Here is a 14,492-nt window from a genome sequence, read left to right as displayed (position 1 = left end):
GGTTCGATCTGCGGCTACGCGAATCTCGTCTATGTCGGCGCGGGCGCGAACCTGCAGGGCGAAGGCACGTTGCGCAACGGGCTGATCGCGATGCTGCTGATCGTGCCGGTGTTTCTCTATCGCCATTACTGGCAGGATCGCGGCCGTTTCCCCGCGCAGATGCAGCGCGACATGGAGCTCGAGATGCCGAAGCGCGCGATGTGGCTGAACCTGATGCCGTATGCGGCGCTGGTCGGCGCGGCGCTCACGATCGGGGTGTCGTATTACCTCGCCTGGGGGCGTTGAGTCCTGATCGCCCGACTGGCGAATCATCCCGGTCCGAAGGGCCGGCGATATTTTCAACGATAAGGTGGTTTTTCGCGGTACCGGATCAACGGCGCTGACCGCGCCTCCCCGGGCAACGCCCGGGCGATTCCGGATACCGCGCGCCGTTCGCATGCGACGGCTTCGATGCGGGTGCTCGATGGTGGCCGGTGGGCGCGGCCACGCTTTAACGTGCGCTGATCGTGCTGCAACTCGATAACGCTGCCATATGCGAGCATCGAGCGCCCGCACCGAAGCCTTGCCGCGATGCCGGTCAAGACCGGAGTCGACATGAACCCACGACAGACGACATTGCAAGACGGCGAATACTGGGCCTCCGGCAAGGAACGCAACGATTTCGCCGCCGCCATCAACGGGCACGGCCCCGTGCATCCGCGCACGCGGATGACCGTGCGAGACGGCATCGCGGTGTTCCATCGCGACGGCGACACGCTGTGGACGTGTCGCGCGCACTACGCGCTGGCCCATTTCACGATCGATCCGGCGTAGCGCGTCGAAGCGCGCTTATTGAACGGAATCGGGAACCGCTCGGCTCGTGTCGCGCGCCGATTGCTCGATTGCGTACTCAGCATCACTGCGACGAGGCGAACCGCGCCCCGACGGCAGTCGCTTCACCGAAGACCGGCGCGGCATGCTCAACCCGCCTGCGCGCCCACCGTCCGCACGAACTCCGACACCCCCGTCAGCATGATCTGCACGCCCACGCACAGCAGCAGGAACGCGGATACGCGCATGGCGACCTTCGTGCCGTCGGCGCCGAGATATCGGGCGAGCGTCGTCGCACGGCTATAGATCTGCCAGATCGCGAGCGCCACCAGCGCGGCGACGGCCACCGAAATGACACCCGACATCAAATAGTCGGCCACGCCGCTCGCACGGTTCGCGTGCAGCGCGATACCGGCCGCGATCGAGCCCGGGCCGATCGTCAGCGGCACCGTCAACGGAAAGAACGCGCGCGACATCAGGCTCTGCAGATCGCCGCCCTGCGCCGGCGCGGAGCCGCTCGGCACGTCGGGCGCATTCAGCATCGACCATCCGGCGACCGCCACCGCAAACCCGCCGCCGATGCGCAGCGCCTCCATCGAGATGCCGAAGAAGTTCAGTACCGGCGCGCCGAAAAAGAAGATCACGAGCAGCGTGCCGAACACGTTGATCGCCAGCTTCTTCGTCAACTGCGCGCGCTCGGCCTCCGTCAGTGACTGTGTGCGCTCGAGGAACACGAAAGCCATTCCGATCGGATTGATGATGCCGACCAGGCCCGTGACGCCGAACAGGATTTCAGGAATCAGTCGTTCAACCGACATCGCCACAATGGTTCTCCGTTGACATAGCGTGACATGACGCAAAAAAACGGCCGCTCGACAGGAGCGGCCGCAATCGCAGATTGTTTCCGCGAAGCGCGGGCTGCGCCCGGCGCCTCGTGGAATCGAAATTGTCGTGGAGAGAAGGCGGAATCGGAATCAGTCGAGTCCGATTCTGCGACGCAGGGCGTTCGCCGCCCGGCCGGCACTCACAGAAGCAATAGCGCCGCACTCGCGACGACCGTCGGTCCGAGCGCCGCGGCAAGCAGCCCGCCTACACTCACCGATTCGTCACGAAAACCCTTGCGGACGATCGCGAGGCCGGCCGGATTCGGCGCGTTCGCGATCACGGTCAGGCCGCCGCCCGCCACCGCGCCGGCGACGAGCATGTATTTCGCCTCGTCGGGAATGCCGTCGATCAGCGAGCCGAGGTAGGTGATCGCGGCATTGTCCATGATCGCGGTCAGGCCGAGCGCGCCCGCATACAGCGCATGGGCGTCCATCGCTTCGACCACCGGCTGCAGCCACCATTGCTGAAGGCCGCCGAGCACGACGAGGCCGCCCAGGAAGAATGCGACGAGCAGGCTCTCGCGCAGCAGCAGCGGCGACTGATAGCGCTCGTATGCATGCGTGAAACCAAGGAAAAACAGCAGCAGGCCGATGAATATCACCGGATGATGCGCGCTCAGCACGACGCCGACCAGGAAGCCGAGATGGATCAGCGTGACGCCGGCCGGCACACGCACGGTGTCGTGCGTGGCAACCTGCGTCGGCGCGCCGGCCAGTTCGCCGCGCATCAGCGCCATCAGCACGGTGGCGTTGACCAGCACCGCGACGACCGCCTTCCAGCCGAACTGCGTGGCCATGAACGCGCTGTCCCAACCCCAGGCGGACGCCACCATCAGCACCGGTGGTGCCGCATAGGCCGTCAGCGTGCCACCGACGGACACGTTGACGAACAACACGCCGAGCGCGAGGTACTTCCATCGCTCCCGGACCGGTGCGCAGAACAGCCGGTCGCGCAGGATCAGCGCGGCGAGGGTCATCGCGGCCGGCTCGGTGATGAACGAGCCGAGCAGCGGGATCAATGCGAGCGACAACCACACGACGGACACTTCGGTATCGGCCGGCAATACGCGCGCGATTCGCAGTACGAGCCCGGTCACCGCGTCGAGGATCGGCTTGCTCGCAGCAATCACCATGATCGTAAACACGAACAACGGCTCGGTGAACACGCGCGATTCGGCATAGTCGAGCGCAACCTTCGGGCCCGCGAGCGCCGTCATCGTGACGAGCAGCACGAGCGCCCAGAAGCCGAACACGACCTCGACCTCGCCGAGAAAGTGGAACAGGCCCGCATGGCGCGGATGGCGATGCGCGAGCACCTCGAAGCGCTTCGCGAGGAAAGTGTGCAGCAGCGCGAACGCGAAGATGATGGCGCCGGCGATCTCAACGGTGTGGGGCATGTCGGTATCCGTTTCAAGTCCGGCATTCGACGAGTCGCGGCCGGTGCGGGTAAAACACGAGTCCGAAGAGTATCGCCATCGTGAATTCATCCCAATCGGACCAGTCCGATAATCGACGACCGGGCCGGTTGTACAAGCATCGCCTTCCGGAAAGCCGCCCCGACGAGCCTCACTCGTGCATCGCCCGCTTGCCTCGTCCCCGCCCTCCCGCACCGCCGTTCGCTCCGGCGTCACCCTCCCCGTCTTCGCCGGCGATTGCGCGCGTGCGTGGACGGCCCGCACCGCCTCGTCGACGAACCGTCGCCTCATCGTGCATGTCGAACTGAGCCGAGGCGTCGGCCGTGGCCTGCCCGATGTCGAAACAGCGCACGATGTTGTCGGCACGTTCGAGAAACGTGCCGAGTCGCGAGAAGCGACGCGAATGCGCCATTGTCGGCGCGCGGCGGTGCGTGTGCGGGAAACCGGCGGGGAAGGCAACCGACAGGCAGGCCTGCGTCGGAAGAAGGATGTGCAGCCGCGTCAGGAATCGGTCGGGTGCGCCGGATACATCGGATGAAGCTCGACCTCGCCGTGTCGCTGCCGCCGCGGGATCGGGTCGGATGCCTGCTGGCGGATATCGGTGAGCCACGACGCCAGCTCTGCATCGGTCATGCCGAGCGCCTTCGCGGTGTCGGACGACGCAGCGGGCTTGCGCGGATAGCGCGCCTTCGCGTGCGCCGCGGCCAGCGCGGCCGACTCACGCGCCTTTCGGCCCGAATCGTCCGCGCCGCTCCGTGCGGCACCAACGGGTGCGGCGGCCGAACGCGCGATGAAACCGGGGTGCGGGGGATTCGCGCCGTCGTGCATCCCGATCGCGGCCGGCTGCCGCATCTCGTGCGCGTGAGGCGCCGCAACGCACATCGACCCGAACATCGATCCCGCGATCGCCACGACGACGGCCGGCCACCGGGCACTCGGCCCGCGCCTGAACCGCACGCCCGCGAGCGGACACGCGACATGTGTCGCCAGCCGCTCGATGATGTGTCGATAGCCCATGATGTCCATAGGAGTACGTCCTCGGCAAACCGCACCGCGCTCGTTTGAGGGGAAATTCATCGGCGCCAGTATCGCGTTCGGCTCGCGGGCAAGTAAATCGGACCGGACTGATTTCGCGTTCACGCGATTGCGATCGACGATCGAGCCGTCTCGCCGACACCGCGCTCGATCCGCCGCCGCTCGGGTGCGTGCCGTTCGTCGGTATCGTGCTCGGCAACGGGCTGCCGCTGTTCGCCTGGCGGCCGTCCGGGCACGCGGTGTTACCGGTCCGCAACGTGAGCGTGTCGCTGTTCCTCGCGATGGCGCTCGCGCCGCCGATCTACGCGTGATGGCCAGCGAGCCCGTGTCAGCATCGTGAAAGCAAAATCAGCCCCGTCCGATAGGCACCGTCAAACGCGGCCGATATGCTTCATGGGTGCGGCGACGGTGAAGTCCTATTCATGTCGGAGTGAGTGTGGTCATCAATCTTCACCGTTCGCCGCACCCTGCCTCTTTGCGATCGGGTTTCGGCGTGGGCGCTCGGCGGTGGCCGGTGGGCGCGGCCACGACAGAGATTGAAAAGTGTTGAAACGCTAACGCTGCCATATGCGAACGCCGAGCGTCCGCTCCGAAGCCCGATCGATTCCCGCGTCCACCGCGGCACGCGTCCCTCTCCCCGCACATGCCCGCGTCCGCGTCGGGCGGTCGCGCATCGTTCAGAAAATCGAAACGCGTCCGAATATAGTTTCTCGAAAATACGGCAATGCCACCAATTAATGCCATTTGATTAAATCGACATTGCACCATTTTCGATTTATTGAACAATAATCATTCGCGGGAAAATATTTTTCGATTATTTTTTCGACATGCTTTCCATACCGCGTTTCAAACGGCAAACGTTTGCGCAACGCGGTGAGACGCGTCAACTACCGTTTTCAGGAGGAAAGCATGGCCGACTCTCAAACGTCATCGAATCGTGCCGGTGAATTCTCGATTCCGCCGAATACCGATTTCCGCGCGATTTTCTTCGCGAATGCCGCCGAGCAGCAGCACATCAAGCTGTTCATCGGCGACAGCACCGAACCTGCCGCTTATCACAAGCTGACCACGCGCGACGGTCCGCGCGAAGCCACGCTGAATTCCGGCAACGGCAAGATCCGCTTCGAGATCACGGCGAACGGCAAGCCGTCGGCCACCGACGCGCGGCTCGCGCCGATCAACGGCAAGAAATCGGACGGTTCGCCGTTCACGGTGAACTTCGGGATCGTCGTGTCGGAAGACGGTCACGACAGCGACTTCAACGACGGCATCGTCGTGCTGCAGTGGCCCATCGGCTGATCGACTGAGCGATCGGCGGACAGTCGTCGGGATGCCGCTGACGGCGGCAGCCCGATGGTTGCGCATCGCATCGCACACGGCCACTCAATCGAACCCCGCTCCGACATTGGAGACCTTCATGCCCATTCTTTCGACTTCGATCAAAAGCGCGCCCGTCCTGACGTCCGAGGTGTATGTCGACATACCGGGTCTGCACCTCGACATCGCGAAGGAGAACATTCGCGACGGCAAGCTTCTGGTCACGCTCAACGTGCCTACGCCGTACGCCACCGGCGACAACTACCCCGGCATCTATTTCGCGATCGCGACCGACAAGGGCGTGGCCGCGGACGGCTGCTTCACCCATTCCACCAAGGCGCCGGAAACCAGTGGACGCGTGCCGTTCACGCTCGTCGTCGCGATCGACGTCACGAGCGACATCACGTTCGTAAAAGCCCAGTGGAAAAGCGTGCGCGGCAGCACGATGCATATCGATTCGTTTGCCAGCCTGTCGGCGATCGGCGAGACGGCCGCGCAAACATCGTCGCAAACTGGCGGTACAGGCGACACAGGCACAGGCACGGGCACGAGCACGGGCGGCAGCGGGACGATCGGCGGCGGCGGCGAACGCGACGGCACGTTCAATCTCCCGCCGAACATCAAGTTCGGCGTGACCGCGCTCACCAACGCGGCGAACGACCAGACGATCGACATCTACGTCGACGACAACCCGAAACCGGTCGCCACGTTCAAGGGCGCCGGCGTGCAGGATCAGAACCTCGGCACGAAAGTGCTCGACTCCGGCAAGGGACGCGTGCGCGTGATCGTGACGGTGAACGGCAAGCCGTCGCGGCTCGGCTCGCGCCAGGTCGACATCTTCAAGAAGTCGTACTTCGGGATCGTCGGCTCGGAAGACGGCACCGATGACGACTACAACGACGGCATCGTATTCCTGAACTGGCCGCTCGGCTGAGCATTGCACGAGACCGACGCGCACGTTCCGTCCATCGCCGGGCCTCGTGGTTGGCCTGGCGATCCGGAGCACGACGGCCGCAACGCGAGCCCTGAACGCGTGCGACACGTCGGTGCGCACTCGGGCCTTGTACTGACATGACACGCGAGCCCATAGCCACGCGCGGCCCACGTGTCGTGCGCGCCGGCGAGCGAGCGTGGCTTGTCGATTTGACCGCGGCCGACGTCCGCGAGCACGCGCGCCGGGCGTCACCACGCCCAGCGCACGCCAGCATTGCCGGTAATCGTGCGCTGATGCTCGCCGCCGAGGTTCGTCAGGTAGCTGACCGTCGCATAGACGCTGCCGCGTTTCGTCAACTGCGCGACGAGCCCCGCGCCGATTTGCCCGGCCGTCTGCCCGATCTGCGTGCCGAGCGTCGTCGCGCCGCCGAATGTCGTCTTGTCGTCCGAGCCGAACGAACGCAGCACGTTCACGCGCAGGTAAGGCTTCCAGCTCACACCGTTCGAATCGAACGCATATTGCAGCCGCGCACCGATCCGGCCCAGGAACGTGTTGCCGTTGTTCCAGGTAACATCCGACACACCGTCGTTGAACTTGCCGAGCGACAGCCACTGCCACACCAGCTGCGCCTGCGGCTCCAGCGTCAGCCCGTGGCCCAGCGCGACCGGGAAGCCGGCTTCGACCGATCCCGTGAACGCGTTGCCGTCCGTCGATCCGTTCACGTTGCCGTTCGAATGCGTGCGCACCGTGAGTGCGCTGCCCATCACGACCGCATCCGTGTACCAGCCGCCCGCGCCAATGTGCGTCCAGTACCCGCCGAGATCGTATGCATTGACCTGTATCGAACCCACCCCGAGGCCCTGCTGCGCGAGTGCGAAGCCATTCACGTCGCCCACCGCACGCGAGAATCCGAGGAAGAAGCCGTAGTGATTGCGATGGCCGCTGGTGGTCGTGTCCGCATACAGATCCTGCCCGACCTGCATCCCCCATACGGTGCCGTCGAACGACGGCGTTACATCGCCCTTCTGCTCGATATTGCTGTTGCCGCCCCACACACGCGCCCACGACGCGGGCACCGATCCGTTCTCGGCCAGCAGCCCCTGTTCGCCCTGACGATCGTGGAAGGTATCGATCTGCAGCAATCCGAGCTGTCGCGCGACAGCCGGTGCTTCCGCGTACAGCGGCACCTCGGGACGGTACACGGGTTCGGGGGCGCCACCCGTGCCCGCATGGTCCACGGCCGCGACGATCGATTCGGGCGTGCCTGCGGCCGGCGAAATCGGCGGTTCGGTCGGCGGCGTCGGCTGGCCCGGCAGCACGACCGGCGGCACCGGCTTCGGCGGCACCGTATTGCGCAGATACCAGCTTTCGCCGGTGCCGTTCGATGCGCCACCCTTCGCGAGAAAGTACGTATAGGCGCCTGCGCCAACCGATCCGCCCGACAGCGAGAACGCGCCCGCGCTTGTGGTTGCACCGTTCGTCGCCTGCACGACCTGGATGCCGTCGGCCACTGTTTGCGCACCCGCGCCGCCGACATTCGTCACCTTCAGCGTGCTCGCACCGCTCGCCGCGCCACCGCTGATGACCAGCTTGTCCGACGGTGCGCCGTCGCCGGCGAGCGTCGTGTTCAAAGCGATCGTCGCGTTCTGCCCGACGTAGTTGCCGGCAATCGTCAGCGCGTTGCCCACGCCGCTGCCGCCGAGCTGCGCGAGGCCGGCGTTGATCAGGTTTCCATTGATCCGGAAATTGCCGGTCGCACCGCTCGCGAGGCTCGCAAGCGCATTCGCGACCGAGATCGTGCCGTTGTTCGTCACGTTGCCCGTCACGCTGCCGTAGCCGCCGAGCGTCGCGCCCGACGCAACCGCAACCGGCCCGCCGCCGCTCAGCGCCGCCGATGCGCTCGTGCCGTCTCCGACGACTACGGTGCCCGCATTCACGTTCGTGCCGCCCGTGTAGCCGTTCGATCCATTCAGCGTCAGCGTGCCGCTGCCGAGCTTCGTCAGCGAACCGGCGCCCGTGACGTTCTGCGCAATCGTCGAGTTGAAGCCCTGCGTGTCGATCGTGCCGTTGTTCGCCGTGATCGATACCGCACGGCTCGCCGCGAGATCGAACGCGCTGCCGAGCTGCAGCGTGCCGCCGTTGAAAGTCAGTGTTCCTGACGAAGCTCCGAGCGCGTTGTCGGCCGCGACCGACAGCGTGCCTCGGGTGATCGTCGTCCCGCCCGAATACGTGTTTCCGCCCGCCGCGGCCGGCGCGAGCGCAAGCGTGCCCGCGCCGGTCTTCTCCACGGCGCCGCTTCCGCCGACCGTGCCGGCATACGTGCCGGCGCTATCCTGCTGGAACCGCACGAGCCCGTTATCGGTCACCGACAGCGGCAGATTCGCCGCATTCGCCTGCAGCGTCGCGCCTGCGTTGACGGTCGCGACGACCGACGCCGACGTCGTGCCGAGCGTACCCGTGAGGTTCAGCGTGCCGCTCTGCACGAGCGCGGTCGAGAACGTGCCGGTGCCGGCCCACGTCCAGTCGGCGCCGGCCATCGTCAGGCTCTGGAAATTCGTGAACGCGTTCGACGCGGTGCCCGTGCCCTGCAGCGTCACCGTGTTGGTACCGGCTCCACCGTTCGCCGTGCCGACGATCTGCGACCCCGTCTGCAGGATCAGCGCCACGTTGCCGCTGCCGCCCTGGATCGCGGTGCCGCCGCCGCCCTGGATCAGCCCCGCGTTGGTGATCGTCGTCGCGCCGTTGGTCGAGCGCACACCGATCCCGTTGTTGCTGATGATCCTGCCGCCCGCCTGGTTCGTGATCGTCGCGGTAAACGAGCTGCCCAGCGTGTTCGACACGACTGCATCGACGCTGCCGCCGCTCGTCGCGGTGCCGGTGGTCTGGATCGTGCCGCTGTTGACCAGCATGTCGTTGTTGCCCTGCATGTAGACGGCCGGCGCGTCCTTGCCGTTCGACGTCAGCGTGCCGCTGTTGGTGATCGTCCCGTTGCCGCCGAGCAGCGACGCCGCGCGCGCGTTGTTGCCGGAGGTCGTCACGGTGCCCGTATTGACGATCTGGTTGCCCGCCGCGCCGGGATTGCTTTGCCCCCAAGCGGCCGTCATCCCGTAGGCGTTGTTGCCGGCGGTCGTGATGGTGCCGTTGTTGACGAGCGTATTGTTGTTGCCGTTCGCGGCCATCCCGTCGTTGTACTGGCCGGTCGTCGCGATCACGCCGGTCGCGCCGTTGGTGAGCGTATTGCCGTTGTTCACGCCAAGCAGCACCGCGCCGCGGTTCGCGACGCCCGTGCCGTTGCCGGACATCGACAGGTTGCCGTTGTTGGTGATCGCGCTCGACGTGTCGACCGAAAACGGAGTCGGCGTGGACGACAGCACATAGCTGCCCGTCACCGTCGAATCGAGGCTGACCGTCACGTTGGTGCTGCCGGCCGTGGCCACGACCGACGGCGCGCTGGCACCGGTGCACGTGACCGTCGTGCCGCTGCCCGGCGCGGTGGCCGAGCACGTCGCATACGCACCGACCGGCATCGCGCCGGTCAGGATCGCCACTCCACCCACACCCAGATTCAACGCATTTCTTTTCATTATTCGCTCGCAATATTGGTGACGTTATTGCTGCCAATTCGTGCGCAGAACGGGTTATATCACCTGTCTTGAAATAATCGCAAGATCCATTTGACTAATATCGGTGATCAGTGAAACGAATCATTTGGAATGCTGAAACAAATGGCGCGATTTTGCTGCGGTGCGCACGCGAGAAACGTCGCGAGAGTCGTGACTCGACGAGACGGGAAGCCGGTCGAATTTGCCGGTTTCGTTATCGCATTGAAAGAGAGGGGGTTTCGACGGGAAGCGATCGGAAAATTTGACGCCATTCTGCAGGCGATTTTCCGCACGTATCGATTGCCTGCCATTCTGCGATGTTGCTTCGCATGATGGCCGGCCCTTCGCATGCAAGCGCGGCCGTGACGCGCTGCCGTTGCGCGCGATACCGCGGGAAAGGCACGACGTCGCATCGAGCGGTCGACCTTGGCGCGCGTGCGAGACTGGAACGCCGGTCGAACCGCATGACGTCGTCACCCGCGATCCATGGAAATTCGGGAAAACCGTTTATCGCGGAGGAACAAGCGTCACGATCCCGGCAACGTAAAACCGCGCGTATTGGCGGGGTTCGAAACGGACCAATAGGACCAATCTTATTTTGCAGAAACACCGTCTGGTATTCGAACGAAATCCGATAGTGTCGTCGGCCGCCCGCAGCACGTGCGAACCATCGCGTGCCGTGTATGGTCGAACGCTGCCTGCGCGTGCTCATGCGCGCCGCGCATCGTTTCATTCAACCGGAATCCGTTCATGTCTCTCGATCAACTTCACCCGGAACGCTGGACGTTCCTGTGGAGCGCGCTGTCCACGCTCTCCATCAAACTCTGCGCCGCGCTGGCGCTGCTCGTCGCCGGCTGGTGGCTGTCCAGGCGCGTCGGCAACTGGCTGAACCGGTTGCTCACGAACAAGGAGCGCGTCGACGACACGCTGCGCCCGATCCTCTGCGACGTCGCCGTATGGGGCATCCGCATCGTCGCGATGGTCGGCGCGCTGTCGCAGCTCGGCATCGAAACCGCGAGCATCGTCGCAGTGCTCGGTGCGGCCGGCCTCGCGATCGGGCTCGCGCTGCAAGGCACGATGCAGAACATCGCGGCAGGCATCATGCTGCTGTTGCTGCGGCCGTTCAAGGTGGGCGATTACATCGACGGCAGCGCCGGCATAGCCGGCACCGTCGACGAAGTCGGGCTGTTCATGACGCGCCTGACGAAACCGGACGGCATCTGCGAATACGTGCCGAACAGCGCACTGTGGGGCAGCGCGATCCGCAACTACACGCGCAACCCGACGCGCCGCCTCGATCTCGAAGTCGAGGTGTCCGTGCACGACGACATCGATCGCGCGCTCGAAGCGCTGCGCGGGCTGGCGCTCGCCGATCCCGACGTGCTGCAGGAACCGGAACCGACCGTCATGGTGATGCGCTTCGACGACAGCACCGCCATCGCGAACATGCGCGTGTGGACGCACACCGAAAAATTCTGGGACATGCGCTGGCGGCTTGCGCGGCAGGCGCGCAAGGCGCTCGCGGATGCGAACTGCACGCTGCCGATCCGCACGCGCGAGCTGCACATCGTTCACGACGCGGCACGCCGCACGGAAGGCGAGCGCGTCGCGCAGAACTGACCGGCGCAGCGCGCGAAATCGCTTCGGATCGGGTTTTCGTGCGATCCACGCATGAATCGGACTCGTCCGATTCACTACACGCCTTCATGCCGCGACAATGGCCATGCCAGACGAAATGGTCGTTTCGTCCGGCATCCCGTAGCAAATCTCCGTTCCTTGCCGCCCGTCACGGGCGGTCTTTTTTGCCCCCGATTCGAACGCGGGCCATCGATCAGGAAACCAAAATGAAAGAGCGCGCCACCGTCCTTTGTCGACGCGGCGACCGGATCCTTCTGGTCGCCCGGTTGAATGCCCGCTGGACCCTGCCAGGCGGCAAGCCGCACGACGGCGAATCGCTGCGCGACGCCGCGCGGCGCGAACTGCAGGAAGAAACCGGGCTCGCGTGCGGCAACGCGCGCTACCTGTTCCGGATCGCGGGCACGCACAAGCTGCATCACGTGTTTCTCGCCGACATCGAGCCGGGTGCGGTCGCGCGTCCCGCAGGGGAAATCGCGCATTGTGCGTGGATCGACCGCGAGTCGCTCGGATCGCTGTATTGCAGCCAGCCGACGCCCCGCATCGTCGAGCTCGCATTCGAGTGGTTGCGGCAGCCACGCCTCGTGCCGGGCATGATCGATCAGGACGTTGCGGACCTGGCATCCTGAATGTCTGCCATGCATTACGTGAAATCCGGGTTCGAGCCGCTAGTCTTGCCGTACCGATAATTGCAATTGGCGAGCCGAGGCCTTGAACGACGACGATCCCCGAGTGAAGAAACTATTTCGCCCCGCGATGCTGTCGAATGGCAATGCGCCATGCGCGCCGCCTATTTGTAAACGCCTCCGCGAAACTTCGCCATTTCGCGTCGATGCTCTTCTTCAGCAGCGGAGATGGAACGATGCAGAGGTGGGTAATAGATCCATTCTCGCTCGTAGCCGTCCCACCATGCCCATTTGAGCGCCATAAACCCCGCGATCGTAATACCCCACCAAAACATGCTGCTCCACGGATGAAACACATTCACCAATGCGTCGACGATCGATTCCTGCGTGGAACCGCCGACGACATCCATCCCGTCCAGGACCATCAGCAACAAGACGCCGAAGACCAGGTTCCCCGCCTGACGACGTTGCTCGCGCAACTCGGTTTGACGACGGTCATATTTATCGTAGAGTCGAAGCAGGAAATCATCCTTCTCGTCCAACGCGAGGTTTCGCAGCTCGAAAGGCGTCACGCATCCGCCTGGCCGTTTCCAGTCTGGCTCGTGCCGAAATAAAGCGGTCAATTGCCATGGAATCGCGCAAACGACTGCAACAACAACGCTTCGCGCGACTTCGGCCAGCACGGGAATGCCGATCGAAGCGATCAGGCCAAAGGCTGTGACGGCGAGACAGAGAAACCCGGCGCTTTCCTGAAGTGCCTCGCTCCTGATCGACCAGTGCAGCAGGCCATGACGCCCGCTAACCAGCAACGCCAGGTCCGTAAACAGAAGCAAGTACGTGAGACGCAGCGCCCATTGCCATTCCCATGCTTTCTGCAGATACCCTAGCGCCACCGGCGGCGCCGATCCGTGTTCCTTTTCCTCTTCCCCTCGAACCGCCATGACCACCCTCCTCGACATTCCAAAGGCCAACGTACATTCACTCGTTGACGGTACGAACCGTCTCCATCTTCGACCGACGCTTCTTGAGCCAGGGCTCGACACCTGAATCATCGACTGGAAAGGTTCTCGTCGTCGTGCCGAGTTTAGCGAGATCCGTTTGCCGTCCAACAAGCTTCATGGCCGCGATGACCCACTACGCGCGTTGACGACATTGATTGGCGGGACCGTCCATAAAGTCGTCAACCCAAGGTGCGGATGTCTTGCTCGATCGGGATTCCGGAGTGACAGAATCAGCTTGCTCTACGGCGACCGACCGCCAGAATGTGCACGGAAGGCACGCATACCCCAATTGGCGCTGGCGGTCCTGCCCGCTTCAATGATGCCAATGGGCTTCCGGCAAGGTACTTTCAAACCAGCTCCCGGGATGTCCTAGTCGGCCGTTTCATCCGGCGCGCGCGGCGTCTCGCCTGCACGCTGGATCCAGCCGCCGCCCAGTGCGCGGTACAGCGTGACCAGGTTCGTCCAGCGCGCCAGGCGCGCGCTGATCAGCGATTGCTGCGCCGAGTACAGATCGGTTTGCGCGGTCAGCACCGACAGGTAGCTGTCGACGCCGTTCTTGTAACGCAGGTCCGACAGGTCGAAGCGACGCTGCTGCGCGTGCTCGTTGCGCTCGAGCGCGGCGATCTGCTGGTCGTACGTGCCGCGTGCAGCCAGCCCGTCCGACACTTCGCGGAACGCCGACTGGATCGCCTTCTCGTAGTTGGCGATCTCGATGCGCTTCTGCACGTTCGCGAGATTCAGGTTCGCGATGTTCTGCCCGCCTTCGAAGATCGGCATCGTGATCTGCGGCGCGAACGACCACGCCGCCGTGCCGGCCTTGAACAGCCCGCCGAGCGTCGGGCTGCCGGTGCCGAACGCGCCCGTCAGCGAGATGCGCGGGAAGAACGCCGCGCGTGCCGCGCCGATGTTCGCGTTCGCGGCCAGCAGCGTCTGCTCGGCCTGCATCACGTCCGGACGACGCGTCAGCAGATCCGACGGCAGACCGGCCGGCACGTCCGTCAGCAGGTTCTGCGCATCGAGCGGCATGCCGGGCGGCAGGTCGTCCGGCAGCGGCTCGCCGATCAGCAGCACCAGCGCGTTCAGTGCCTGCGCACGCGCACGCGCCTGAGCCTGCTGGTTCGCGAGCGCCGTCTCGACGACCGTCTGCGCCTGACGCAGCTCGAGCTCGGAGCCCGTGCCGTTGTCGAACTGCAGCTTCGTCAGGTCGTACGACGCCTGTGCCGTCTTCAGCGT

At 64.7% G+C, this 14,492-nt stretch carries 13 protein-coding genes and 1 pseudogene; 8 read left to right on the top strand and 6 right to left on the bottom strand.

The window, feature by feature from the left end:
- Positions 1-285 (top strand): annotated as a pseudogene (locus HW466_RS30670) (amino acid permease); the annotation flags it as partial.
- 309 nt (positions 286-594) lie between these two features.
- Positions 595-813 carry a hypothetical protein gene (locus HW466_RS30665; protein WP_060260170.1) on the top strand — a complete coding sequence of 73 codons (219 nt, stop codon included), beginning with the start codon at positions 595-597 and terminating at the stop codon, positions 811-813.
- Between the two features lie 146 nt (positions 814-959).
- Here HW466_RS30665 and HW466_RS30660 read toward each other — a convergent pair whose 3' ends face one another.
- Positions 960-1,628 carry a MarC family protein gene (locus tag HW466_RS30660; protein WP_151004561.1) on the bottom strand — a complete coding sequence of 223 codons (669 nt, stop codon included), beginning with the start codon at positions 1,626-1,628 and terminating at the stop codon, positions 960-962.
- A gap of 206 nt (positions 1,629-1,834) precedes the next feature.
- Positions 1,835-3,091 (bottom strand): putative Na+/H+ antiporter, encoded by a 1,257-nt coding sequence (locus HW466_RS30655; RefSeq protein WP_059805991.1) that lies wholly within the window; start codon positions 3,089-3,091, stop codon positions 1,835-1,837.
- A gap of 175 nt (positions 3,092-3,266) precedes the next feature.
- On the opposite strand from HW466_RS30655, the gene HW466_RS30650 reads away from it, so the two are divergent.
- The gene (locus tag HW466_RS30650; protein WP_176316128.1) at positions 3,267-3,647 is read left to right on the top strand and encodes a hypothetical protein; all 381 of its coding nucleotides are present in this window, start codon (positions 3,267-3,269) and stop codon (positions 3,645-3,647) included.
- Here HW466_RS30650 and HW466_RS30645 read toward each other — a convergent pair.
- Positions 3,611-4,135 (bottom strand): hypothetical protein, encoded by a 525-nt coding sequence (locus tag HW466_RS30645; RefSeq protein ID WP_174906091.1) that lies wholly within the window; start codon positions 4,133-4,135, stop codon positions 3,611-3,613. The genes HW466_RS30650 and HW466_RS30645 overlap by 37 nt on opposite strands.
- Positions 4,136-4,314: 179 nt before the next feature.
- On the opposite strand from HW466_RS30645, the gene HW466_RS30640 reads away from it, so the two are divergent.
- The 3 genes from HW466_RS30640 to HW466_RS30630 all read left to right on the top strand — a co-directional run bounded on the left by HW466_RS30640 (position 4,315) and on the right by HW466_RS30630 (position 6,395).
- Positions 4,315-4,455: a hypothetical protein gene (locus HW466_RS30640; protein ID WP_174906090.1), complete on the top strand. Its 141-nt coding sequence runs from the start codon at positions 4,315-4,317 to the stop codon at positions 4,453-4,455.
- Between the two features lie 598 nt (positions 4,456-5,053).
- The gene (locus HW466_RS30635; protein WP_059768489.1) at positions 5,054-5,443 is read left to right on the top strand and encodes a fucose-binding lectin II; all 390 of its coding nucleotides are present in this window, start codon (positions 5,054-5,056) and stop codon (positions 5,441-5,443) included.
- Between the two features lie 118 nt (positions 5,444-5,561).
- Positions 5,562-6,395 (top strand): fucose-binding lectin II, encoded by an 834-nt coding sequence (locus HW466_RS30630; RefSeq protein WP_060023369.1) that lies wholly within the window; start codon positions 5,562-5,564, stop codon positions 6,393-6,395.
- A 248-nt stretch (positions 6,396-6,643) separates the two neighbouring features.
- Here HW466_RS30630 and HW466_RS30625 read toward each other — a convergent pair whose 3' ends face one another.
- Positions 6,644-9,979: an autotransporter outer membrane beta-barrel domain-containing protein gene (locus HW466_RS30625; RefSeq protein ID WP_239006246.1), complete on the bottom strand. Its 3,336-nt coding sequence runs from the start codon at positions 9,977-9,979 to the stop codon at positions 6,644-6,646.
- A gap of 768 nt (positions 9,980-10,747) precedes the next feature.
- Between HW466_RS30625 and HW466_RS30620 the strand changes: the two genes are divergently transcribed.
- Together HW466_RS30620 and HW466_RS30615 are read left to right on the top strand one after the other, a co-directional pair.
- A complete protein-coding gene (locus HW466_RS30620; RefSeq protein WP_059768480.1) occupies positions 10,748-11,617 on the top strand; it encodes a mechanosensitive ion channel family protein in 870 nt (289 codons plus the stop codon).
- 224 nt (positions 11,618-11,841) lie between these two features.
- On the top strand, positions 11,842-12,261 hold the full coding sequence (locus HW466_RS30615; RefSeq protein WP_151004574.1) for an NUDIX hydrolase: 420 nt from the start codon (positions 11,842-11,844) through the stop codon (positions 12,259-12,261).
- A gap of 161 nt (positions 12,262-12,422) precedes the next feature.
- Here HW466_RS30615 and HW466_RS30610 read toward each other — a convergent pair whose 3' ends face one another.
- Positions 12,423-13,199, bottom strand: coding sequence for a hypothetical protein (locus HW466_RS30610; RefSeq protein WP_151004568.1), 777 nt, complete (start codon positions 13,197-13,199; stop codon positions 12,423-12,425).
- Positions 13,200-13,628: 429 nt separating this feature from the next.
- Positions 13,629-14,492 (bottom strand): efflux transporter outer membrane subunit (locus tag HW466_RS30605; RefSeq protein WP_176316127.1); only part of this gene is annotated, 864 nt, incomplete at its 5' end.

This window comes from Burkholderia territorii, assembly GCF_902833055.1.
GTDB lineage: Bacteria > Pseudomonadota > Gammaproteobacteria > Burkholderiales > Burkholderiaceae > Burkholderia > Burkholderia territorii.
This window is presented reverse-complemented; position numbering and strand designations above follow the sequence as displayed.

What these genes read in the sequence shown, in the direction of transcription:
- HW466_RS30665 (WP_060260170.1), top strand. Translation starts at nt 595, where the DNA reads ATGAACCCACGACAGACGACATTGCAAGACGGCGAATACTGGGCCTCC.
- HW466_RS30610 (WP_151004568.1), bottom strand. Translation starts at nt 13,199, where the DNA reads ATGGCGGTTCGAGGGGAAGAGGAAAAGGAACACGGATCGGCGCCGCCG.
- HW466_RS30625 (WP_239006246.1), bottom strand. Translation starts at nt 9,979, where the DNA reads ATGAAAAGAAATGCGTTGAATCTGGGTGTGGGTGGAGTGGCGATCCTG.
- HW466_RS30655 (WP_059805991.1), bottom strand. Translation starts at nt 3,091, where the DNA reads ATGCCCCACACCGTTGAGATCGCCGGCGCCATCATCTTCGCGTTCGCG.
- HW466_RS30635 (WP_059768489.1), top strand. Translation starts at nt 5,054, where the DNA reads ATGGCCGACTCTCAAACGTCATCGAATCGTGCCGGTGAATTCTCGATT.
- HW466_RS30630 (WP_060023369.1), top strand. Translation starts at nt 5,562, where the DNA reads ATGCCCATTCTTTCGACTTCGATCAAAAGCGCGCCCGTCCTGACGTCC.
- HW466_RS30660 (WP_151004561.1), bottom strand. Translation starts at nt 1,628, where the DNA reads ATGTCGGTTGAACGACTGATTCCTGAAATCCTGTTCGGCGTCACGGGC.
- HW466_RS30620 (WP_059768480.1), top strand. Translation starts at nt 10,748, where the DNA reads ATGTCTCTCGATCAACTTCACCCGGAACGCTGGACGTTCCTGTGGAGC.
- HW466_RS30615 (WP_151004574.1), top strand. Translation starts at nt 11,842, where the DNA reads ATGAAAGAGCGCGCCACCGTCCTTTGTCGACGCGGCGACCGGATCCTT.
- HW466_RS30645 (WP_174906091.1), bottom strand. Translation starts at nt 4,135, where the DNA reads ATGGACATCATGGGCTATCGACACATCATCGAGCGGCTGGCGACACAT.